Source organism: Microbacterium xylanilyticum, assembly GCF_054654695.1.
Genome location: NZ_BAAIEN010000002.1, coordinates 3,968,254 through 3,990,128, shown reverse-complemented (window position 1 = coordinate 3,990,128; position 21,875 = coordinate 3,968,254). Strand labels below are relative to the sequence as shown.

The 21,875-nt window shown below is 70.9% G+C and carries 22 protein-coding genes and 2 tRNA genes; 9 read left to right on the top strand and 15 right to left on the bottom strand.

Annotated elements, in window-relative coordinates:
* Positions 1-4: 4 nt before the first annotated feature.
* From ACYQ1L_RS19775 to ACYQ1L_RS19760, 4 genes are all read left to right on the top strand, one after another.
* Positions 5-295, top strand: coding sequence for a hypothetical protein (locus tag ACYQ1L_RS19775; RefSeq protein WP_460005678.1), 291 nt, complete (start codon positions 5-7; stop codon positions 293-295).
* A complete protein-coding gene (locus ACYQ1L_RS19770) occupies positions 292-993 on the top strand; it encodes a DUF3349 domain-containing protein (protein ID WP_460005677.1) in 702 nt (233 codons plus the stop codon). Before ACYQ1L_RS19775 ends, ACYQ1L_RS19770 begins: the two co-directional genes overlap by 4 nt.
* A gap of 300 nt (positions 994-1,293) precedes the next feature.
* Entirely contained in the window at positions 1,294-2,415 is a 1,122-nt protein-coding gene (locus ACYQ1L_RS19765; RefSeq protein ID WP_460005676.1) for a M24 family metallopeptidase, read from the top strand.
* 234 nt (positions 2,416-2,649) lie between these two features.
* Positions 2,650-2,805: a hypothetical protein gene (locus tag ACYQ1L_RS19760; protein ID WP_460005675.1), complete on the top strand. Its 156-nt coding sequence runs from the start codon at positions 2,650-2,652 to the stop codon at positions 2,803-2,805.
* Between the two features lie 330 nt (positions 2,806-3,135).
* Here the strand turns inward: ACYQ1L_RS19760 and ACYQ1L_RS19755 are convergent, their stop codons facing one another.
* From ACYQ1L_RS19755 to ACYQ1L_RS19735, 5 genes are all read right to left on the bottom strand, one after another.
* Positions 3,136-3,990, bottom strand: a complete 855-nt coding sequence (locus ACYQ1L_RS19755; protein ID WP_460005674.1) for an ABC transporter ATP-binding protein — start codon at positions 3,988-3,990, stop codon at positions 3,136-3,138.
* Positions 3,987-4,904, bottom strand: a complete 918-nt coding sequence (locus ACYQ1L_RS19750; protein ID WP_460005673.1) for an ABC transporter ATP-binding protein — start codon at positions 4,902-4,904, stop codon at positions 3,987-3,989. The genes ACYQ1L_RS19755 and ACYQ1L_RS19750 overlap by 4 nt, the downstream gene beginning before the upstream one ends.
* Before the next feature lie 31 nt (positions 4,905-4,935).
* On the bottom strand, positions 4,936-5,862 hold the full coding sequence (locus ACYQ1L_RS19745; RefSeq protein ID WP_460005672.1) for an ABC transporter permease: 927 nt from the start codon (positions 5,860-5,862) through the stop codon (positions 4,936-4,938).
* Positions 5,859-6,926: an ABC transporter permease gene (locus tag ACYQ1L_RS19740; protein ID WP_460005671.1), complete on the bottom strand. Its 1,068-nt coding sequence runs from the start codon at positions 6,924-6,926 to the stop codon at positions 5,859-5,861. Before ACYQ1L_RS19740 ends, ACYQ1L_RS19745 begins: the two co-directional genes overlap by 4 nt.
* Positions 6,927-7,004: 78 nt before the next feature.
* Positions 7,005-8,594, bottom strand: coding sequence for an ABC transporter substrate-binding protein (locus ACYQ1L_RS19735; RefSeq protein WP_460005670.1), 1,590 nt, complete (start codon positions 8,592-8,594; stop codon positions 7,005-7,007).
* Between the two features lie 131 nt (positions 8,595-8,725).
* Here ACYQ1L_RS19735 and ACYQ1L_RS19730 point away from each other — a divergent pair, with 131 nt between their 5' ends.
* Entirely contained in the window at positions 8,726-9,301 is a 576-nt protein-coding gene (locus ACYQ1L_RS19730) for an Lrp/AsnC family transcriptional regulator (RefSeq protein WP_460005669.1), read from the top strand.
* 128 nt (positions 9,302-9,429) lie between these two features.
* Here the strand turns inward: ACYQ1L_RS19730 and ACYQ1L_RS19725 are convergent, their stop codons facing one another.
* From ACYQ1L_RS19725 to yczE, 3 genes are all read right to left on the bottom strand, one after another.
* Positions 9,430-9,771, bottom strand: coding sequence for an avidin-fold protein (locus tag ACYQ1L_RS19725; RefSeq protein WP_460005668.1), 342 nt, complete (start codon positions 9,769-9,771; stop codon positions 9,430-9,432).
* A 339-nt stretch (positions 9,772-10,110) separates the two neighbouring features.
* Positions 10,111-10,932 (bottom strand): phosphatase PAP2 family protein, encoded by an 822-nt coding sequence (locus ACYQ1L_RS19720; RefSeq protein ID WP_460005667.1) that lies wholly within the window; start codon positions 10,930-10,932, stop codon positions 10,111-10,113.
* A gap of 54 nt (positions 10,933-10,986) precedes the next feature.
* Positions 10,987-11,727, bottom strand: a complete 741-nt coding sequence (gene yczE / locus ACYQ1L_RS19715) for a membrane protein YczE (RefSeq protein ID WP_460005666.1) — start codon at positions 11,725-11,727, stop codon at positions 10,987-10,989.
* A 61-nt stretch (positions 11,728-11,788) separates the two neighbouring features.
* Here yczE and yczR point away from each other — a divergent pair, with 61 nt between their 5' ends.
* A complete protein-coding gene (gene yczR / locus ACYQ1L_RS19710; RefSeq protein WP_460005665.1) occupies positions 11,789-13,213 on the top strand; it encodes a MocR-like transcription factor YczR in 1,425 nt (474 codons plus the stop codon).
* An 18-nt stretch (positions 13,214-13,231) separates the two neighbouring features.
* Here the strand turns inward: yczR and ACYQ1L_RS19705 are convergent, their stop codons facing one another.
* Complete coding sequence (locus tag ACYQ1L_RS19705; RefSeq protein WP_460005664.1) at positions 13,232-14,386, bottom strand: helix-turn-helix transcriptional regulator; 1,155 nt, start codon at positions 14,384-14,386, stop codon at positions 13,232-13,234.
* Between the two features lie 136 nt (positions 14,387-14,522).
* On the opposite strand from ACYQ1L_RS19705, the gene ACYQ1L_RS19700 reads away from it, so the two are divergent.
* The gene (locus ACYQ1L_RS19700) at positions 14,523-16,259 is read left to right on the top strand and encodes an FAD-binding oxidoreductase (protein ID WP_460005663.1); all 1,737 of its coding nucleotides are present in this window, start codon (positions 14,523-14,525) and stop codon (positions 16,257-16,259) included.
* Positions 16,260-16,301: 42 nt separating this feature from the next.
* Entirely contained in the window at positions 16,302-16,814 is a 513-nt protein-coding gene (locus ACYQ1L_RS19695) for a hypothetical protein (protein ID WP_460005662.1), read from the top strand.
* A 100-nt stretch (positions 16,815-16,914) separates the two neighbouring features.
* Here the strand turns inward: ACYQ1L_RS19695 and ACYQ1L_RS19690 are convergent, their stop codons facing one another.
* The 6 genes from ACYQ1L_RS19690 to ACYQ1L_RS19665 all read right to left on the bottom strand — a co-directional run bounded on the left by ACYQ1L_RS19690 (position 16,915) and on the right by ACYQ1L_RS19665 (position 20,865).
* Positions 16,915-17,397 carry a hypothetical protein gene (locus ACYQ1L_RS19690; protein WP_460005661.1) on the bottom strand — a complete coding sequence of 161 codons (483 nt, stop codon included), beginning with the start codon at positions 17,395-17,397 and terminating at the stop codon, positions 16,915-16,917.
* Positions 17,398-17,692: 295 nt separating this feature from the next.
* Positions 17,693-17,765: transfer RNA gene (locus tag ACYQ1L_RS19685), tRNA-Ala, on the bottom strand.
* A 66-nt stretch (positions 17,766-17,831) separates the two neighbouring features.
* A tRNA-Ile gene (locus ACYQ1L_RS19680) sits at positions 17,832-17,905 on the bottom strand.
* A 55-nt stretch (positions 17,906-17,960) separates the two neighbouring features.
* Positions 17,961-18,887, bottom strand: coding sequence for a DUF4097 family beta strand repeat-containing protein (locus ACYQ1L_RS19675; RefSeq protein ID WP_460005660.1), 927 nt, complete (start codon positions 18,885-18,887; stop codon positions 17,961-17,963).
* Positions 18,884-19,585: a LuxR C-terminal-related transcriptional regulator gene (locus ACYQ1L_RS19670; protein WP_460005659.1), complete on the bottom strand. Its 702-nt coding sequence runs from the start codon at positions 19,583-19,585 to the stop codon at positions 18,884-18,886. The genes ACYQ1L_RS19675 and ACYQ1L_RS19670 overlap by 4 nt, the downstream gene beginning before the upstream one ends.
* On the bottom strand, positions 19,573-20,865 hold the full coding sequence (locus ACYQ1L_RS19665; protein ID WP_460005658.1) for a sensor histidine kinase: 1,293 nt from the start codon (positions 20,863-20,865) through the stop codon (positions 19,573-19,575). The genes ACYQ1L_RS19670 and ACYQ1L_RS19665 overlap by 13 nt, the downstream gene beginning before the upstream one ends.
* A 233-nt stretch (positions 20,866-21,098) precedes the next feature.
* Here ACYQ1L_RS19665 and ACYQ1L_RS19660 point away from each other — a divergent pair, with 233 nt between their 5' ends.
* Positions 21,099-21,845, top strand: coding sequence for a VIT1/CCC1 transporter family protein (locus ACYQ1L_RS19660; protein WP_460005657.1), 747 nt, complete (start codon positions 21,099-21,101; stop codon positions 21,843-21,845).
* Positions 21,846-21,875 lie beyond the last annotated feature (30 nt).

The window sequence follows — 21,875 nt, the reverse complement described above, 5'->3', positions numbered from 1 at the left end:
AGAGATGAACTTCGACATCGCGCAGATGGCGATCTCCGCCGGCCGCGTGCTGCTGGTCGGCCTGCTGTTCGGCGCCGGCCTGCCCGCGCTGTTCGCGATCGGCATGCGGCTGCAGTCGGCCGGAACCGGAGAGGTCGAGGGCGAAGCGCCCGGAACTCGACGCCCGCTGCTCACCGCGGCCGGGTGGATCCTCTTCGCCATCGTCATCGCGGCGGTGCTCGCCGGGGTGCTCTTCATCACCCGGCTGAGCATCTACCACTACTTCGGCATCTCCCTGTTCGGGGCGGGCAAGTGAACGGCAACGTCCTCACCCGCGTGCTCGATTGGCTGCGCGCCGGCTACCCCGAGGGCGTGCCGCCGAAGGACTACTCGCCGCTGCTCGCTCTGCTGCAGCGCACCCTGACCACGGAGGAGCTCGCCGCGGTGGTGTCCGCACTCGCGCAGCAGGAGACGGATCCGGTGCGCGTCTCGCAGATCCGAGCGGCCATCGCCGACGTCACCTCGGCCACCCCCGGCGAAGACGAGGTGCGCCGGGTCGCCGCACACCTGGCCGAGCGCGGTGTGCCGCTGAGCACGAAGGCGCAGCGGATCGCCGGGGATCGCCGCGTCCTCGCCGAGGCCGAATCCCCGGCGGCCGCGTCCGGGAACGTCGGGTCCGAGGCCGTCGACGCGGCCGATTCCGTCGGCACCGGCTCGGCCGACACCGACCCGAACCCGATCGCCCAGGCGCTGCGCTGGCTGGGCGCCGGCTACCCCGACGGCATCCCCGCCCACGACCGGGTGCCCATCCTCGCGCTGCTGCGCCGCCGCCTCACCGACGACGAGGTGCAGGAGGTGTGCGAGGCGGTGGCGGCGCAGAGCGGTGCGGATCCCGAGGTCTCCGTCGTCGACGCTCAGGTGCTCATGATGAAGGTGCTCGGCGAGCTGCCCGGCGATGACGATGTGGAGCGCGTGCGCGCCCGCCTCGAGGAGTCGGGCTTCACGCTGAGCTGACCATCCGTTCCCTGAGCGACCCCCGGTCCCCGAGCCCGTCGAAGGGCCCGGATCCGCGAGCCGACCTCCGGTCCCTGAGCCTTTCGAAGGGCCCGGGATCCCCCGAGCCGACCTCCGGTCTCTGAGCTCGTCGAAGGGTCCGCATCCCCGAGCGGATCGTCCATCGAGGATCGGCTCGGGAGGCATCGGAGAAGACGAATCCTCCCTCCTCCGCCCCGGGCGCGGCGGTTCATCTCGATCTCGGAATATGTCCCGCCGCGGGCCTGGCGCACCGCGCCGAACGACACGTAGCGTGGAGGGGTGAGCACCCCGTTCCCCGCCTCCGTGTACGCCGCCCGCCTCGACCGCGCCCGCGCGCTGACCGCCGACGCGGGGCTCGACGCGATCGTGGTCGGACCGGGCCCGGACCTGACGTACCTCGCCGGTGTCGAGGGAGACACCATCGAGCGGCTCACGGCGCTCGTGATCCCCGCGACCGGCGAGCCGACCGTCGTCGTCCCGCGCATGGAGCTCGCCAAAGTGCGCGACACCGCCGTGGGCGCGCTCGGACTCGTGGTGGCCGACTGGGTGGACGGCGAGGATCCGTACGCCCTGGTCACCGCGGCGATGGGCGGCGCCGTGGCCCGCTTCGGCGTCGCGGATGCGCTGCCGGCGCTGCATGTGGTGCCGCTGACGGAGCGCCTGGGGGCGCGCCCCGAGCTCGCGACGCCCGTGCTGCGCGAGAGCCGGATGATCAAGGACGCGGCCGAGGTCGCCGAGCTGCGGCGCGCGGGCGACGCGATCGACGCGGTGCACCGCCGGGTGCCCGGCCTGCTGCGCGCGGGCCGCACCGAACGCGAGGTCGCGGCCGACATCGCGGCAGCGCTGGTGGAGGAGGGGCACCGCACGGTCGAGTTCGTGATCGTCGCCTCCGGGCCGAACGGCGCGGATCCGCACCACGAAGTCTCCGACCGGGTGATCCAGGACGGCGACGTCGTGGTGGTGGACATCGGCGGCGCGGTGCCGAGCGGCTACAACTCCGACAGCACCCGCACCTACGCCGTCGGCACGCCGGACCCCGAGATCGCACGCCGGATCGCCGTGCTCCTGCGCGCCCAGCAGGCGGCCGTCGACGCGGTGCGCCCCGGGGTCACCGCAGAGCAGGTCGACGCCGCGGCCCGCGACGTGCTCGCCGCAGAGGGCCTGGCCGAAGCATTCCTGCACCGCACCGGCCACGGCATCGGCGTGACCACGCACGAGGAGCCGTACATCGCGCCCGGCAACACGCTGCCGCTGCGCGAGGGCATGGCGTTCAGCATCGAACCCGGCATCTACTTCCCCGGCGAGTGGGGCGCCCGGATCGAGGACATCGTCGTCGTGACCGCCGACGGCTGCACGAACCTGAACACGACCCCGCACGAGCTGACCCCCGCAGGATCCTGACAGCGCCGCCGACAGCCCCTTGTCGCTCGCCGACCGAGCACGCTGTCCCGGTCGGCAGAACCAATGGCGGGGTCTTCACCTCATGCCCCTCAGGGTGAGCACATGACGGCAGAGCGGACCAGGATCCCTTCACGCGTTCTGGTCGCAACAGGAGCCGCTCTCACGCTCCTGGGGATCTCGGGCTGCGCGGCGGGGAGCGTCACAGCGGACGAAAGCTCCTCTGCGCGACCGTCCGTGACAACGACGTCGCCCGCACCGAGTCCGACGGCCACTCCTGCAGCGACCGACAAGGTCGCCTGCGACACCTACTCGGACATGCTGACCATCCTGCACAACACCGACTACTCCTTCTACCGCGGTGCGATCAGCCCGCAGGAGCGAACCGGCTGATACTCCCTCGCCTTCCGCGTCATAGGACGCGCGCCTGTCGTCGGCGACGGACCGGTCGCCAAGGCGCTGGCGGCGCTGCAGGCGATCCAACCCCCGATGCAGGCCGATTCGACAACCCAGGATCCCACGAGCGTCGCCTGGGGCGAGGCCTCGCTGGCGCTGGCCGCGGCATGCCAGGCCGAGGGCTTCCCGACCGGGTCTCAAGGCTTCGTCGGAGGCTGACCCGACACGCACGCCCCATCCAGGCACATCGCGGAGAACGCCGCCCCGCCATGGGTCTCCCGGTGCGGGCGCAGGGGGCAGGCCCGCACCGGGAAGTCGATGTCGCCCTCAGCGCACCCGGTCGAGCGCCTCGGGGATCTCCGCGCGCCAGGACGCCGGCGCCTCCGACGCGGGAGCCGCGGGCAGCACGCCCTCGCCGTCGGGGTGCGGGATGGCGTCGAGCAGCGCCTCCGTGTAGGGGTGCACGGGGTTCGCCCACACCGCCGGGGTCGCGCCCGACTCCACGATGCGACCGCGGTACATCACGGCGACGCGGTCGGCCATGAGCCGCACCACGGACAGATCGTGCGAGATGAACAGCATCGCCGCACCCGAGGCCACGCAGAGCTCGCGCATCATCGCCGCGACCGACGCCTGCGCCGACGCGTCGAGCGCGGAGATCGGCTCGTCGGCGACGATGAGGTCGGGCTTCGCGGCGAGCGCGCGGGCGATCGCGACGCGCTGCCGCTGACCCCCGGAGAGCTGGTACGGGTAGCGGCTCTCCAGCGCGGGGGAGAGGCCGACCGCCTTCAGCCAGTGCGCGGGCGCCTCGGTGTCCGCACCGCGGGCGCGGGCCGCCCGGGATCCCTCCGCGATCTGCTGCGCCACGCGGATCCGCGGGTTCAGCGACGAGTTCGGATCCTGGAACACCATCTGGATGGCGGTGAGCTCCTTCGGCCGCGTGCGCAGTCCGAGCGGCTGCACGGGGCGATCGCGGTACCGCACCGTGCCGCCGGCCGGCTTCTCCATGCCGATCACGGCGCGGGCGGTCGACGACTTGCCGCAGCCGCTCTCGCCGACCAGGGCGAGCACCTCGCCGGCCGCGATGTCGAACGAGACGCCGTCGACGGCGCGGAACGCCGTGCGTCCGCCGTACTCGACGACGAGGGAGTCGACGTGCAGCACCGGCTTCTGATCGCTCATCGGTTCTCCTCGGAGGCTTCGGGGGACGGTGCGCCCTTCGTCTCGTCGCTGCGCTCCTCGCTCAGGGACCGGAGAGCGGGGCCGGGATCGCTGCGCTCGGCAGCCGCTCCGTCCACGAGCGAGTCCTGCGCGTCGGGCATGGCGTCGAGCAGCTCGCGCGTGTACGGATGCTGCGGATTCTGGAAGATCTGCTGGCGGGATCCGGACTCGACGATGAGCCCGCCGCGCATGACGGCCACCTCGTCGGCGATCGCGCTCATCACGCCGAGGTCGTGGGTCACGAGCAGCACCGCCAGGTCGCGTTCGGTGGCGAGGTCGCGCAGCAGGTGCAGGATGCCCGCCTGCACGGTCACGTCGAGCGCCGTGGTCGGCTCGTCGGCGAGCAGCACCTCGGGCTCGCAGGCCAGCGCGATCGCGATGGCGATGCGCTGCCGCTGCCCGCCCGAGAACTGGTGCGGGTACTTGTGCAGCGCCTCCTCCGGGTTCGGCACCCGGACCAGGGCGAGCAGCTCGGCGGCGCGCGTGCGGGCCTCGGCGCGGGAGAGCCCGAGGTGGGCGCGCATGCCGTCGGCCAGCTGGGATCCGACGGTGATCTGCGGGTGCAGGCTCGCAGAGGGATCCTGGAACACCATCCCCACGCGCCGGCCCCGCACGGTCCGGTAGGCCTTCGCCCCCATGCCGACGAGCTCGGTGTCTTCGCCGAGGACGATGGATCCGGATGCGGCGCCGCCCGCGGGGAGCAGGCCCAGGATCGCCATCGCCGTCATGCTCTTCCCGGATCCGGACTCTCCGGCGAGGCCCTGGATCCGACCGGGGACGAGGTCGAGTGAGATGCCCTTGACCACCTCGGTGCGGTTGCGCTTGCTCTGGCCGAGCTCGACCCGCAGGTCACGGATCGCGAGTGCGGTGGTCACTTCGGCTCCCTCCGGTCGCTCAGTGCGGCGGTCATCGCGCCACCTCCCCGGTCGCGGCCGCGGCCGACACGGCGGTGGGCGCCTCGGCCTCGCGCTCGCGCGCGGCGAGCGGGTCGAGGGCGTCGCGCAGCGAGTCGCCGATGAAGTTGAACGCCATCACGATGCTGAGGATCGCAAGTCCCGGGAACAGTCCGAGCCACCACGCCGAGGTGTTCTGCATGGCCGCCGCGATCATCGTGCCCCACTCGGGCGTGGGCGGCTGCGCGCCGAGCCCGAGGAACGACAGCCCGGACAGCAGCAGGATCGCGGTGCCGATGTCGAGGGAGGCGAGCACGAGCACGGGGCCGGCGATGTTCGGCAGCACGTCGCGCACGAGGGAGCGCAGCGGGGAGGATCCGAGCAGCCGGCCGGCGATGACGTAGTTCTGCGTGCGCAGACCCAGCACCAGTGACCGGGTGATGCGCGCGTACGGCGGCCAGGCCACGATGATGCCCGCGATCACGGCGTTCATGATGGACGGTCCGAGCGACGCGGCGATGACCATGGCGAGGATCACGGTCGGGAACGCCATGACCATGTCGGTGATGCGCATGAGCACCTCGTCGACCCAGCCGCCGAGGTACCCGGCGAGCGCGCCCACGATCGTGCCGACGATCATCGCGCAGACCACGAGCATGAGCGCGAGGGGGATCGTGGCCTGGGCGCCGAGCAGCAGCCGGGAGAAGACGTCGCGGCCGTTGACGTCAGTGCCCATGATCGCCTCGCCGCTGGGCGCGGCCAGGCGGGGCAGGTCCTGGGCGAGCGGGTCGTACGGGGCGATCCACGGGGCGAGGATCGCGACGACGATCCATGCGAGCGCGATCACGGTGCCCACCAGGGCGAGCGGCGTGCGCCAGGCGCGGGGCAGCCAGGGGCGCCGGCGCTTCGGGGCGATGGTCTCGGGGACGACGAGGTTCACGACAGCCTCACTCGCGGGTCCAGCACGCCGTAGAGCACGTCGACGACGAGGTTGATGACGAGGTAGATCACGCCGACGACGAGACCGACGCCGGTGACGGCGAGCAGGTCGAGGTTCTTCGAAGCGTTGTAGGCGTAGGTGCCGAGCCCCGGCCAGGCGAAGACGGCTTCGACGAGCACGGTGCCCGAGAGCAGGCTGCCGAACGCGATGCCGACGAGGGTGAGGATGGGCAGCGCCGCACCGCGCAGCACGTAGCCGATGACGACCCGCCGGCCGCTCAGCCCCTTGGCGCGGGCTGCGCGGGCGTAGTCCATGTCCAGCACCTCGAGCACGCTCGTGCGCACGAACCGGGTGAGGGTCGCAATCGTGAACAGGCTCAGCACGAGCACCGGCAGGGCGAGGTGGCCGGCCGCGTCGAAGAAGCCGACGGAGTCGCCGTTGAGGATGTAGTCGATCGTGTAGAAGCCCGTGATCCGCGGCGGCGGAGTGATCGCGGGGGAGATCCGGCCGGATCCGGACACCCAGTGCAGGTTCATGAAGAACAGCTGGTACGTGAGGATCGCCATCCAGAAGGTGGGGATGCTGAGGCCGATCAGGGTGACGACGCGGACGACCTGGTCGGTGACCTTGCCGCGACGGTAGGCGGCCAGGGTGCCCAGCACGATCGCGACCGCGAGGCTGATGAGGATGGCGTAGAAGGCGATCTCCGCGGTGGCCGGGACCGCCTTCGCGAGGTCGGCCGACACGGGCTGCCCGGTCTTCAGAGACGTGCCGAGGTCTCCGCGCAGCAGGTTGCCGACATAGATGAAGAACCGGATCCAGACGGGCTGGTCCAGCCCGAACTTCTGCCGGAACGCCGCCACGGTCGCGGGGTTCGACGCGGCTCCCTCGCCGAGGGCGGCCCGCACCGGGTCGCCGGGCACGATCACGGTCAGGGAGAACGTGACCAGGACGATCCCGAACAGCAGGATCACGCTCGTCACGGCCCGGCGGGCGAGGAACCGCAGCAGGGTGTGCTGCGACTGCCGCGTCCGGCGGGTGGCGATGGCTTGGGTCTCGGACAAGGTGGGCTTCCAGGTCTGCGAGGCGGTGGCGGGGTGGTGCTGCGGGGCCGGACCGAAGCGGGTCCGGCCCCGAAGGGCTCACTTGTCGGGGTGCAGCGTCCGCAGGTCCAGCGTCCAGGTCACGTTGTACTCGAGACCGGCGACCTTGGTGGAGCTGGCGAGGTTGATGCCGGGCACGATGAGCGGCACGAACGGACCGGACTCCTGCATCGCCTTGGCGTAGTCGCTGAACGCGGCGTTGCGAGCGTCGACCGTCGTCGCGTTCTGCGCCTTGGTCACCAGGCCCGCGATCGCGGTGTCGGCGTCTGCGGGCCAGCCGGCGCGCAGGCCGACCTTCTGGCCCGGGCCGAACGGCAGGAACGAGGACGAGTCGGCGTAGTCGGGGCCCCAGTACCAGAGCGAGAACGCCTCCTGCGCCTTGACGTAGGGCTGCACCTCGGTCGCGAAGGGGGCCGGAGCCAGGGTGGCGTTGATGCCGACGGCCTTCAGCTGCTCCTGCACGCGCTCGGCGACCGGGGTGAACTCCACGCCGCCGACCGGGTTGTCGTTGGGGAACTGCAGCTTGACCTCCTGGCCGGTGTAGCCGGAAGTGGCGAGCGCCGCCTTGGCCTTGTCCAGGTCCTGCTTCACGCCGGACTTGTTCGCGCCGGGGAACATCGGCGGGATGACGCCGGTGGCCTGCACGGATCCGGATCCGGCGAGCTCGAGCAGCTTGTCGTAGTCGAGGGCGTAGCGCACCGCCTCGGCGAACTTCGGGTTGGCGGTGACGCCGCCGACGTTCTTGTCCTGGTTGATGAGCAGGAAGAGCGTCTCGGCCGAGGGCGCGGAGTTCACGGTGAAGCCGTCACCGAGGTTCTTCACCTGGTCGCCGGAGAGGTCGACCGCCACGTTCGAGTCGCCGCCCTTGAGGTTGGTCAGCTGCGTCGAGGACTGCGAGATGTTGCGCACCACGATCTTGTCGTAGGCCGGCTTGTCCTGCCCGTCGTAGGTGTCGTTCTTCACGAGCACGACCTGCGTGGTGAGGTCGAGGGACTGCAGCTTGTACGGGCCGGATCCGGCGGAGTGGCCGTCGAGCCAGCTCTTCGCGCCGTCCTTGTCGTCGGTGGTGCCGCCGTTCTTCTTCACGAGCTTCGAGTTCAGGATCGCGAGCGACGGGTTGGTCACGATCGCGGGCAGCTGCAGCGACGGCGTCTTGGTCGTCAGCTTCACCGTCTTGTCGTCGACCTTGGTGACGGTGATCCCGGCCATCAGGAAGTTCGCCTTGGAGTCGGTGATGCCGGCGACGCGGTCGAGGGAGAAGACGACATCGTCGGCGGTCACCGGGGAGCCGTCCGAGAACTTCCGGCCGTCCTGGATCGTGAACGTGAACTCGGTCGCATCCGCGTTCTGCTTCATCGTGGCGAGGTCGGGCTTCGGAGTGCTCGAGTCGGCGCCCTGGAACGTGAGCAGGGTGTCGTAGACCGCGTGCAGGATCAGGTTGCCGGTCGGCACGTAGTTGCGACCGGGGTCGCCCGTCTCGAGCGAGAACGCGGTGTCGACCACGAGCGTGCCGCCCGAGGAGGATCCGCTCGAGTTGTTGCTCGCGGAGTTGCCGCCGGAGCAGCCGGCGAGCGCGATGGCGGCCGCGGCGATGAGCGCTGCGGCGACGTGGCGGTAGGAACGGGCCACGGCTTTCCTCCTCATTGAAAAATGGACAGGTCAGACGACCGGATCGGGTTTCCCGGCACTATATCCGACATTTCGCCGCGATTTCGAGCAATCCATTGTCACGCTTGCATCACTACGGCAATATGTCCAGCATGACCGAAGATCAGCCCGCCGCGTCTGGACGATCCGCGCCTGCGATCGACGAAATCGCGTACGACATCCTCCGTGCGCTCCGTCGCAACGGACGGATCTCGATCGCGGCCCTCGCTCAGGAGGTCGGCATCTCCCGGGCCAGCGCGTATTCGCGCGTCGAGTCGCTGACCCGTGCCGGCATCATCACGGGGTACACCGCGGAGGTCGACACCACGCGGCTGGGCCTCGGCGTGAGCGCGCTGGTGTTCTGCACGATCCAGCCGCAGTCGTGGACGTCGTTCCTTCAGGCGATCGGTGAGATGCCCGACGTCGAGTCGGCGATGGTCATGACCGGGGAGCACGACGTGATGCTCCTCGTGCGCAGCGTCGACATGGAGCGCATGCAGTCGCTCGTGATCGGGACGATCGCGGACCGCCCGGAGGTCACCAAGGTCGAGACCGCGATCGTGATGGGCGAGGTGTTCCGCCGCCCCTTCGTGCTGCCGGACGAGATCCCGGAGCGAGCCGCGATCGGGGTGGACAGCGGCCTGATGCGGTTCACCCGGACCGACGGCAGTCGCAGCACCCGGATCTGACCCGCCCGTCCCACCGGCTCCTGAGCGAGCCCGGCCCCGCCGGCTCCTGAGCGAGGCGAGCCCCACCGATTCCTGAGCGAGCCGAAGGCGACACGAAGGACGCCCGTCGCGGGCGCAGCGGCGGAAGCTCAGACCTGCAGGCAGATGCTGACGTGGTCGACGCCCTCGACGGCGAAGTCCTCGACGAGCCGGATCCGTCCGTCCTCGGCGCGCTCGGCGCGGCTGACCGCATCACCGCGCACGACGCTGCCATCGCTCACCAGCGCGTGCGCGAACGAGACCCGCACTTCGGCGCCGGCGACCTCGCCGACGAACCGGCCCGCCGCCACGGTGTCACCGGTGTATTCACCCCAGATGAGGCTGCCGTCCTGGTGGTAGTCGAAGGTCGTGGGTGCGTCGGCATCGACGGCGCTCGCGGTCGAGGAGACCATGGCGAAGCGCAGTCCATCGAGGGAGAGCGTGGAAGGCATGACGACGAGTATGGACCCGCGGCCGGGTGTCCGCGCAAACCGGCGGGCGCCCTCCGAGGCCGCGACAGTACCTCGCCTCGAGCGCGAGGCCGGAATCTCCAGGCACCCGGAATGACAATCCGGTTGGCGCCGGAATCTATTAACAGGTTCATCCACATGTGGATTACTCGGGGAATGCGGAAATGATCCCGTCCTCCCGCAGCCGGGGAGGTCGTGCTCCGGTATACCCGCTGTTCACCGGCTGTTTTCTCGTAGGCTCCCGGAAAGTGACTTGCTGCCCGGGAATTGCGCCGACCGATATTCCGGTCTCATGCGCCGGGGCGTGCGATCGGCTCCCTCTCAGGAAATCCGTCGGAAGAGCGAATTGCCCGCGGTCGCCAACGCGCTGCCCACAGCGAGGATCGCTGCGCTGCCCCCCGCGTAGGCGATCTGCAGGTGGCTGCCGTGGTTCTCGACAGTGATGAAGATGATGACGAAGGCGATTCCCGACGCGAGCGCGCTCGCGCCAGCCACCCACCACAGCCCCGGCAGCGAACGCGCCGGGACTGCCGCCTCCGGCACCCGCCACCACACCAGCGCCATTCCTCCGAGACAGCCGCATACCGCGACGAGCATGAACGCGGCGACCACGTCGCTGGGCCTGTGCCATTGCTGGATCACGAGCCCGATGCCCGTCAGCACGGAGAACGCTCCGCCGGCGACGGCGGCGATCGGTCGCCAGCGCGGCGGGCTGACGACGAACACTGCGAAGGCGGCGGCGGCGGCCACCGTTGCATGCCCGGACGGGAATGAGTTGTCGAAGAGGTCGGTGGCGCCGGTCTCCGCGCGCTCCAGGAACACATGCTTGGCGAGCTCCGCGGCGACCACGGCGACGGCGCCCGCGCCGAGCGCCACGACCAGGTGGCGGAAACGCCGAGTCGCGAGGCCGATGCCGACCGAGATCAGGATCCCGCCGCCGACCGCGACGACCGGCACATTGCCCAGAACGACTCCCGCGAGACGGTAGACGGCGTTGTGCTGCCCGGATGCGCCCACGAAGGCGCGCTCATCCACGATCTGTCCGACGTACGTGCGCACGAAGAACCAGTACGTCGCCACGAACGCCGCCGCGAGGACGAGAGCGGACAGCGCGAACGCTCCCGTTCCCCGTCTCGCCGCCATAGGTCCATCATGCAGGGTCCACCTGTGCGGGCGCTCACCCGTCGGCGCGGTCGATCACCAGTCGCTGCGGTCGCGGGCGGCGCGCAGGTCATTGCGGGCGCGCTCGTCGTCGTAGGTCGCGACGCCACCGCGCTGCAGGATCCGACGGGGGAACTGCGCGTCCGCACGGAATCCCCCGGTCGGCGTCCGGCTTTCCGGCGCCGGTGTCCCCGCGCGGCGCGCGCGGCGCGTGTCGAACAGCGGCAGGGCGATGTGCACGAGCGGACCGATCCCGAGGGCGAACACCACGGTGCCGATTCCTACCGTGCCACCCAGCAGCCAGCCGATCACGAGGACGGTCAGCTCCACGGTCAGGCGGGAGACCCAGATCGGCCAGCCCAGACGCGCGTGCATCCCCGTCATCAGGCCGTCCCGCGGCCCCGGACCGAAATGCGCACCGATGTACAGCCCGCTCGCGATCGCGACGACGACCACCCCCGCGAGGAGCACCAGCACCTGCGCCAGGAACCCATGGACCGGAGGGACGACGGTGACGGTCGCCTGGATCGCGGTGCCCACGAGGAGCACGTTCAGCACCGTGCCGAGACCGGGCTTCTGCCGCAGCGGGATCCACAGCAGCAGCACGAGCAGGCCCACGATGTTCGTGATCCAGCCCACGCCGATGCCCGTGTGGCGAGCCAGGCCCTGGGCGAACACGGTCCACGGATCGACGCCCAGACCGGCCGTGATCACGAGCCCGTCGCCCACTCCGTAGAGCACGAGTCCGATCAGCAGCTGCAGCACCCGTCGTGTCATGGATCCATGTTCCCGCACAACTGGACTGTTCCAAACAGTCCAATCGGCCTAAGCTGGCCTCATGAACTCCCGCCTCTCCGCGCGCGCCCTCGTCGACTTGCTCGGCCTGTGGCGGACGAGCGAGCCGGCCTTCGACGCCCTCGCCGACGCGATCCGCCTGCTCTGCCTGGACAACCGCATCGCTCCCGAGACCGCGCTGCCGGCGGAGCGCGAGCTCGCCGCGGCGCTGGGCGTGAGCCGCACCACGGTCGCCGCCGCGTACCGAGCGCTGCGCAGCACCGGACACATCGTGAGCCGGCAGGGATCCGGCAGTGTGACCCGACCGCTGGGACGCACCACCGCGTCGCGCTGGTTCGACCGCGACGGCATCGACCTCCAGCAGGCCAGCCCGCCCGCCTGGCCGGGACTGCCGGGGGTGGTGGCGGAGGTGGCGACAGCGGCGACCGCGCTCGTCTCCCGTTCCGGCTACGACATCCTCGGGCACTCGGAACTGCGGGCGGCGATCGCGGACCGGTACACCCGGCAGGGCATCCGCACGAGCCCGGAGCAGATCATGGTCACCAACGGCGCACAGCACGCCATCAACCTCCTCGCGTCGACCCTGCTGCGGCGTGCAGATCGTGTGCTGCTGGAGACGCCGAGCTACCCACACGCGATGGAGACGTTCCGCCGTGTCGGCGCGCGACTGGTCGGCGTCCCCGTGGACTCCGGTCAGGGCTGGGACCTGGATCGCGCGGCGCAGGCGTTCGCCCGCACCCGCCCGGTCCTCGCGTACCTCATGCCCGAGTTCCAGAACCCGACGGGGCGTTCGATGAGCGACGAGGAGCGGACGCTGTTCGCGCGCGCGGCGCACGACGCCGGATCCGTCCTCGTCATCGACGAGACCACCGCCGACCTCGACATCGACGGGCATCCGCGCCCTCAGCCGCTCGGCGCGGGGAGTGCCGGGACGATCCGGGTGGGCTCCCTGGGGAAGTCGGTCTGGGGCGGTCTGCGGATCGGCTGGATCCGCGCGGCGGACGAGGTGATCCGGCGCCTTCGCGCGGCCCGGACCACGCACGACCTGGGCACGCCCGATCTGGAACAGGCGGTCGCCACGCGCGTGGTGCAGCAGCTCGACGAGATCCTGCCGCAGCGCGCGGCGCTGCTGCGCGCAGGCCGGGACGCCCTGGGCGACGCCCTCGCCCGGGCACTGCCGGAGTGGTCGGTGCCCCGGGTGCACGGCGGGGTGGCGCTCTGGGTGGGACTCGGTGCGCCGCTCAGCTCGGCGCTCGTCATCGACGCCGGAGCGCACGGTCTGCACCTCAGCGCCGGCGGCCGCTTCGCCGTGGAGGGCGGGCAGGAACGGCACCTGCGGATCCCCTTCACCGCCGAGCCGCGTGAGCTGGAGCGCGCGGTCGACATCCTCGCCGCGTCGTGGGCGCGTGTGAGCGCCGGCTCCCCGCGGGTCTCACCGGTCGCGACCCTCGCGGAGGCGGTGGTCTGAGCCGGACCAGGCGCAGCGTCAGCCGGCGAACCACCCGGACGACGTGAGCTCGGCGCCGGTGCGCGGCGCGTACTGATCGAAGTAGATCCGGGAGATCAGCTCGCGACGACTGCGCACGCCTGCTTTGTCGAACACTGCCTTGAGGTGGTCCTGCACGGTGTACACCGACACGTGCAGGCTCGCCGCGATCGCCTTGGTCTCCACACCCTGCAGCACGAGGCGCGTGATGTCGCGCTCCCGCAGAGTCAGCCCGAACGCGGCGACCACGATCTCGATGATCTCCGGAGGGCGGGCCTCCTCGATCGTGACCACCACATCGCCGACGTCGCCATCGCGTCCGAGCAGCGGTGATGCGTGCAGCACGAGCCAGGCGCCGGACCGGGTGCGCACTCGGGAGCGTGGGAGCGGAGCATCGGGGGTGCGCGCCATCCGGCGGGCGGCCGCGACGAGCGCGTGCACGAGTGCGGTCGGATCCACGGCGGCGATTTCGTGTGCGTCGAGCCCCACCCGTTCGCGTCCGCTGCGGGCCAGTTCCACGAGCCGGCGCTCGGCGCTCAGGTTCACCTGCGCGATGCGGTCCTGCCGGTCGACGATGACCACGGCGGGAGCACGGTCCGCCTCTTCGATCTCCGCATCCGCGAGCCGTGTCAGCACGCCGGAGCGGGTGCCGCGGGCGAACGCCCCGGACAGCGTCGCCAGGTACGCGATCTCGTCAGCGGTGTAGGGATGATCGCCCGCGTCGCGGAACAGCGCCACCCCGCCCCACACGCCGTGGCCGTCTCGGAAGAGCATCCGCGACTCATCCGAGAAGCCGAACACGGGACGCACCAGCTTCTCGATGCGCGGGGACGGATCCCGGACCTCCTCGGCCATCCCCACGGCGAGCCGGCCGGCCAGCGCGAGCGAACGGAACGAGGAGAGCTCGTCGTCCTCGTACTCCAGCTGCACGAACTCGCGGTCCCGGGGGGCTTGATCCAGCAGCGCTCCGTACTTGCGCCCTCCCGTGAACATCATCGACACCGGATCCATCGTCGCCACGCAGGCGGCGGCGGAGGGAACGGCGCGCTGCAGCGTCCGGATCGCCTCGGCCAGGAAGTCGTCGAGCGTCAGTCCAGCACGCGACAGCACATCCAGGTCGCTGCGGACCCGCTCCTGCGTCAGCGCGGTGCTCATGGCCTCAGTATCTTCCGTCCGACGACGTTCGACCATCCCAGATTTCTGGAATCCCCGCACCCCTCGGCGCCGGGAAGTGGATTCCCTCCCCTTCTGGGATGGTCCCAGCCGGTGGCACGGCCCAGGCTCGGGTGCTGTGATCTCCACCATCGCCTCCGCCCCGGTCGACGACGACGGCGTCCTGCTGCATGCGGAAGACGCCGTCGCCCAGACCTGTCTGGCCGTGCGCCGCCTCGAAGAGCAACTCGCCACCCGCGGGATCCCTGCGACGGACCTGCGAGCGGTGCGCCTGCTCCTCCCTGCGGCCGTGACGGCCGGCGACATCGTCGGGATCGTGGCGGAGGAACTCTGCCGGCTTCACGCCGCGGCGACGATCGAGGTCGTCCGCGCGGCTCCGGATCCGCCGGGGGCGTTGATCGGCCTGCTGGCCGAGATCGTCGCCGACCATCGCACACCCTCAGGGTCCGACCCAGCGGTCGCACCCGCATCGAAAGGAATCATCATGACCATCCCCGCAACCGACATCAGCGCTCTCATGGCGCTGCGCTGCGTCCTGCTGCCCTGGGACGACGGTTTCGCCGAAGCCGCCCGACCCTGGAACCTCGCCGCACGCCAGGAACCCGCCGCGGTCGCGATACCCGAGAGCATCGCCGACGTGCAGCGCGTGGTGCGCATCGCCGCCGAACTCCGGCTGCGCGTCGTCCCGCAGAGCACCGGGCACCTGGCGACCGCGCTCGGCGACGTCGATCTCGCCAGTACGGTGCTGCTGCGCCTGCATGCCCTCACCGGCGTGACCGTCGACCCCGTCGCCCGTACGGCCCGGGTGCTGGGCGGCACGCTCTGGCAGGACGTGATCGCCGCCGCCGCTCCGCACGGGCTCACCGCCATGCACGGCAGCGCGGGGGACGTCGCCGTTGCCGGCTACGTACTGAGCGGCGGACTGTCCTTCTACGCCCGTGAGCACGGTCTCGCTCACAGCACGGTCCGCGCGTTCGAGGTGGTGACCGCTTCGGGCCTGCTTGTCCGAGCCAGCGCGACGGAGCATCCCGACCTGTTCTGGGCTTTGCGCGGCGGCGGCGGCAACTTCGGCGCCGTAGTGGCCATCGAGCTCGACCTGCTGCCGATCCCGGACATCTGCGCGGGGATGCTGCTGTGGGACCTGGACCGCGCCCCGGAGGTGCTCCCGGCGTGGATCGCGTGGACGAAGACGGCTCCGGAGTCCGCGACGACCAACCTGCGCCTGATGCGGTTCCCGGAGATGCCGGAGCTGCCTCCGTTCCTCTCCGGCCGGCGACTGGTCGTGATCGACGGCGCGGTCCACGAGGACGACGAGACGGCCGCCGCACTGCTGGGTCCATTGCGCGCGCTGGCGCCCGAGATGGACACGTTCACCCGGATTCCCGCGCAGGACCTGCTGCAGGTGCACATGGATCCGCCGATGCCGACCCCCGCCGTGAGCGCGCACCGGCTGCTGCGCACCATCGACGACGACGCGGTCGACGCGCTGCTGGCCGCGGCGGGGCCCACGGCCGACATCCCGCTCATGTTCGCGGAGCTGCGCCACTTGGGCGGGGCGCTGTCGCGGCCGGCCGACGCGGCGCTGTCGCACCTGCCCGGCGACTACGCAGTGCTCGCCCTGCAGATCGCACCGACTCCTGAGCTGGCCGAACTCGGCCGGGTCACCACGTCTGCGGTCGTGGAGGCGCTCTCCGCCTGGGCTCTCCCCGGCGCCGGATACCCCAACTTCGCCGAGCACCCGACGGATGCGGCCTCCATGTACGAGAACGTCGCCTGGGAGCGGCTGATCCGCGTCCGCGGACTCTACGACCCGCGCCGGCTCTGGATCGCCGCGCACTCCGTCGGCGGACGCTGACCTCTGAACCCACCTGACCGACCAACCACGAAAGGAATCACCATGAGAATCACCATCACAGCTGCCGCGACCGCGGTGCTCGCGATCGCGACCATCGCCACGACCGCCTCGGGCGCACAGGCGGCAAGTCCTTCGGACGCGACGACCGAGCAGATGGTGGCGCAGGTCCGCGCCGCCGCGGCGCACCTGAAGACCGCAGAGGACGCGATCGCCGCCGGTTACATCCCCCTCGGCGAGTGCGTCGAGGGGCCCGACGGCGCCATGGGAGTGCACTACCTGAATCCGGCGCTGGTTCATCCCGGTGTCGTCGACCCGTCGTATCCGCCGATGCTGACGTACGGCACGTCGGCGTCGGGACGGACCGAGCTGTGGGCCGCGGAGTTCTACGAGCCGGACCTGGGTCAGCCGACGCCGACGTTCGGCTCCCAGCCGTTCGACGGGCCGATGCCCGGTCACAGCCCGGGCATGCCGACGCACTACGACCTTCATGTGTGGGTCGGTGCGCACAATCCTGCGGGGCTGTTCGCCGACTTCAACCCGGCGGTGCACTGCTGAGAAGCAGGGAGGACGGGGCCGGCGACATCCGCCGGCCCCGTCCTCTGTGCGATAAACGACCCCTGCGGGACGCGGTCCGCGTCCCGCACTGGAAGGCCTCCTATCCGCAGGTCAGGTTCAGCCGGTCCAGGCTCACGCTGACGCTTCCGTCGGCGTTCATCACCCATACCGCCGTGTCGTGCGCCGTGATCGTGGAGCCGTCGGATCCGGTGGCGTGGATCGTGAGCGTGAACTCGCTGTTCGCATTCCTCTCGTTCATGTTGAGGTTGCCCCAGGCCGTGGCCCGGCCGCTGATCGTGGCACCGGTCCCGTCATCGACGCCCCAGATCGTGCCGGTCTCGGTGAACGTGAGCCAGACCTCGTCGCTGGCCGTGAAGAAGGTGATGTGGCCGACCATGTTGCCGTCGAACCGGATCCCTTGGCCGCCGTTGAACGTGTCCCCCGTGCACGGGTTGCTCGCCGCAGGCTCGTAGAAGACGCCGTGGTAGTTCTGCGTCGACGTGACGGTGCTGCCGTTCGGGCTCGCGGCGCTCGCAGGCCCTGCCGCCAGCGTCGCGACCGCGAGGCCCAGAGCTGCGGGCACGCCGATCCATCCCAGTTTTCTCATCGTGATTTCACTCCCCAGTGAGTTGATCTCGGACAACGGCCGGTCTCGATACACGATGTGCTGGATGCGTGATGGGACTGTTCGACTCAGGGGCCGCCCGCGCCCGCGCCCGCTGCGCACAGAATCCACCCGAAGGGATCCTTTGTCAAGAGCTTTTCCCGAGTCAGGGATTCGCGCCCGCGGGCCCGTCCGTTGCGCACCGAACCGGGCGACGAGGGGATCCGGGAACAGCCGCATCCTGCAGGGGAAAGGATGCCGCGGGAGGGAACTGTGGAGCCTAGGAGATTCGAACTCCTGACATCCTGCTTGCAAAGCAGGCGCTCTACCAACTGAGCTAAGGCCCCGTGCCTGAGACGGCGGGTTTCGACCGAATGAGCGGATCCGATTTCTCGGATCCGCTCATGTGTCGGTGGGGCTACCAGGACTTGAACCTGGGACCTCTTCATTATCAGTGAAGCGCTCTAACCGCCTGAGCTATAGCCCCGTATCAACCTCCAAGACTTTACCCGACGGCGGCGCGATCACGAAATCGAGGCGGCTCAGTTCCCCTCGCGGATCGTGATGCTGCCCGCGGACAGCATCGACTCGACCCGGTGCGACGACGACGGGTCGGTCTGGATCCGCGCGTCCAGGTTCCCCGCAGAGGTGTCCTTGGACAGGTCGTACCGCCCGGACGGCAGCGTGACGTCCATGGCCCCCGCGCTGACGTCGAGCCGGACGAGGTCGGGCTGGGACCCGGTGATGACGGCGTTCATGTCGCCGGCCGACATCGACAGATTCGCGGTGGTCACATCCTCCAGGCGCAGCGTCGCGGACCCCGCGCTGATCCGCGTGGTGACCGAGTCGGCACCGCCGTCGACGGTCAGCGATCCGGCGCTCACGGTCGCCGAGAGCGTGTCGAAGCGCCCCTCGGAGGTCAGGGATCCGGCGTCGAGCGACAGGTCGCCGGTCACCTCTCCCTCCAGCTCGCGGGGGAGGGTGAGCGTCATCTGCGGATCCGCCCCGAACCAGCCGCCGATCCACCATCCGAACGGCGCGCCGGGACGATCCACCCGGAGCACGTCGCCGTCGCGGCGCATCCTCCAGTCGCTCGCGCCCTGGCCGTTGACGGTCATCTGCGCCGCTGTCACATCGCCGAAGCGGATGGTCGCGTCTCCCCGGCCGACGTCGACCTTCAGCGTGGTGACGCCGCGGGCGTCAGCGGTCGTGCTGCTGCGGAACGAGCCGTCGCCCGTGGTGACCTGGTTCATCGCCGCGAAGGCCGAGGTGCCTCCGACGGTGACGAGCGCGCCGCCGCCGATGATCGCCGCGGCGATCGTGATGGCGGTGAGAGCGCCGCGAGCAGGCCGGGCCGCGGCCGCCGACGGCACGACCGACGTCTCCGGCGGCGCCGGAGGTGCGTCGTGCTCCGGCGCCTCGGCGCCGAGCGGATCCGGTCCGGGGGCAGGAGGAGTGAGGTTCGTCATCGGGTCGTTCCCGTCTGTGCGTGCCCGGCCGGGCCTGCGCCGAGGCCGGTGCTGGAGATGTGGGCGATCGCGGCGAGCACCCGGCGGTTGCCGGACTCGTCGGGTTCGAGCCCGAGCTTCTGGAAGATGGCGGTGATGTGCTTCTCGACGCTGGCCTCGGAGAGGAACAGCGTGCCGGCGATCGCCTGGTTCGACCGGCCCTCCGCGATCATCGCGAGCACGGTGCGCTCGCGCTCGGTGAGGCTGCGCATCCGGTCGTCCTGGTTGCGCCGGGTGAGCAGCTGCGCCACGACCTCCGGATCCAACACTGTGGACCCGGACGCGATGCGCTCCACCGACTCGATGAACTCGGTCACGTCGGCGACCCGGTCCTTGAGCAGGTAGCCGAGCGGCCCCGCGGCGCCCTGCGCCACGATGAGGTCGGATGCGTACCGCTCCTCGACGTACTGCGAGAGCACGAGCAGCGGCAGCTGCGGGAGGCGCCGGCGCAAGGACAGGGCGGCGCGGATCCCCTCGTCCACGAACGAAGGCGGCAGGCGCACGTCGAGGATGCAGAGCTCGGGGTCGGTGTCATCGACCGTCTCGTCGAGCGCGGTGGCGTCGGGGAGGGCGGCGACCACGGTGTGGCCCGCGTCCTCGAGGAGGCGGACGAGCCCCTCGCGCAGCAGCACGGAGTCCTCGACGATCAGGATGCGCACGGGACGCTCACCTCCAGGCTGGTCGGACCGCCCGACGGGCTGTCCAGGCGGATCGTGCCGCCCGCGGCGAGCACCCGGTTGCCGATCCCGTCGAGGCCGCCGCCGGGCACGACGGTCGCACCGCCCACGCCGTTGTCCTCCACGCGCGCCCACAGCGTGCCGCCGTCGCGCACCCGCACGACCACGCGGCACTCGCTCGCGCGGGAGTGCTTGGCCGCATTCGTCAGCGACTCCGCGATGGCGAAGTACACGGCAGCCTCGGCGTCGCGGGAGCAGCGCCCGTCGAGCCGCACGTCGAGGACGACGGGCACCGGCGACCGGCCGGCCAGCGCCGAGAGGGCAGCGTCGAGTCCGCGGTCGTCGAGCACAGACGCGTGGATCCCCCGCGCGAGCTGCCGCAGCTCGGTGATCGCCGCCTTCGTCGAGGTGTGCGCCTCGGCGATGAGCGCCTTCGCCGCCTCTGGATCCGTGTCGATCTTCTGCTGCGCCATGCCGAGGGTCATCCCCACCGACACCAGCCGCGGCTGGACGCCGTCGTGCAGATCGCGCTCGATCCGGGTGCGCTCCACATCGGCGGCGCGCACGGCGCCGGCCCGCTGCGCGGTGGTGGTGCGCACCTGCTCGCTGAGGTCGAGGTTGCGGTCCGGGGTCGCCACGATCCCACGGGAGATCACGCGGTGCAGCAGCGCCAGGCCGATCATGCCCGCGACCGCCGCGACCGCTCCGGCTCCGCCGATGAGCGGCGCCCAGGCACTCGGGTACCGCGTGCCCCAGCCGGTGTCGACGTCGCCGCCGGTGAACACGGGCGCGAAGGCCGTCACGGCCGACCAGCCGAACCAGGTCATGAGGCGGAGCACGAGGGATCCCAGTGCGCACGCGATGGCGAAGTTCGCCAGCGCCCGCCACATGCGGCCGTTGTAGGCCTGCCGCCAGAGCGAGAGCAGCCAGCCGCCGAAGCCCGGTCGTTCGCGGGGCCGCCAGCGCAGCGCCGGCAGGTCGAACCCGTACAGCCCGTTCAGGCGGGCGATCTCGAACCAGCCGATGCCGAACAGGGCGTACACGAGGCCGACCAGCACGATCAGCCCGACGCCGAAGATGCTCAGACCGAACCCGATGCCGAGGGCGCCGCCGAGGATCCCCACCACGGCAGAGCCGACGACGCCGAGGGCGGCGAGCTCCAAGATCGTGAGGAGCAGGCGCAGCGGGGTGCGCGCAGCCGGTGGGGGAGTCGGACCGGCCGGGGTCACTGGCGGCGGAGCGTAGGACGGTGCTGTAGGCATGGCTCCACGCTACGGGCGCGCCTGCGGGCGTGGAACGGAGGGATCCCGAGGATCGCGTTCGGGTTTTCCGTAAGCGGCGCCGCGGTGCTGAGCCCGTGAAAGCGTCCGCCCCGCGGATGCGGGCCCTTCGACGAGCTCAGGGACCGGATGTCACCGCATTCGTCCGGAACCCGGTCGGTTATGCATGCCTACCCTCGATGGACGAGCGCGCGCACACGTGCTTATTTGGATGCATGCACGCACAGGGCGATCGAGAGGAGGCCGTGGTGAGCCAGACGCACACCGACGAGCCGCACGGCACCGGGCTGGGACAGCGCCTGAACTGGCTGCGCGCCGGGGTGCTCGGAGCGAACGACGGCATCGTCTCGGTCGCGTCCCTCGTCGTCGGCGTCGCCGGTGCGACGACCGACAACGCGGCACTGCTGATCGCGGGCCTCGCCGGCCTCATCGGCGGCGCGATCTCGATGGCGCTCGGCGAGTACGTCTCGGTCAGCAGCCAGCGCGACAGTGAGCACGCCCTGATCGCGAAGGAGCGGGAGGAGCTGCGCACCATGCCGGAGCAGGAGCTCGCCGAGCTGACGGAGCTCTACCGGCAGCGCGGGCTCAGCGAGCAGACGGCGCACCAGGTCGCCGTCGAGCTCACGGCCCATGACGCCCTCGCCGCGCACCTCGAGGTCGAGCTGGGCATCGATCAGGACGACCTCGTGAACCCCTGGCATGCCGCGCTCTCCTCGGCGATCGCGTTCACGGCGGGAGCGATCCTGCCGCTGCTGGCGATCCTGCTGCCGCCGCCCGCGTGGCGTGTGCCGGTGACGTTCGCAGCCGTGCTCGTCGCGCTTGCCGCGACCGGGGCCCTCGCGGCGCGCATCGGCGGCTCCAGCCCGGTGCGCTCGTCGATCCGGCTCGTCATCGGCGGGGCGCTCGCCCTCGCCGCGACGTGGCTCATCGGCACGCTGCTGGGCACCACCGGCGTGGTTTGAGATCCATCGTTCAACCGGCGTGGTGCCGGC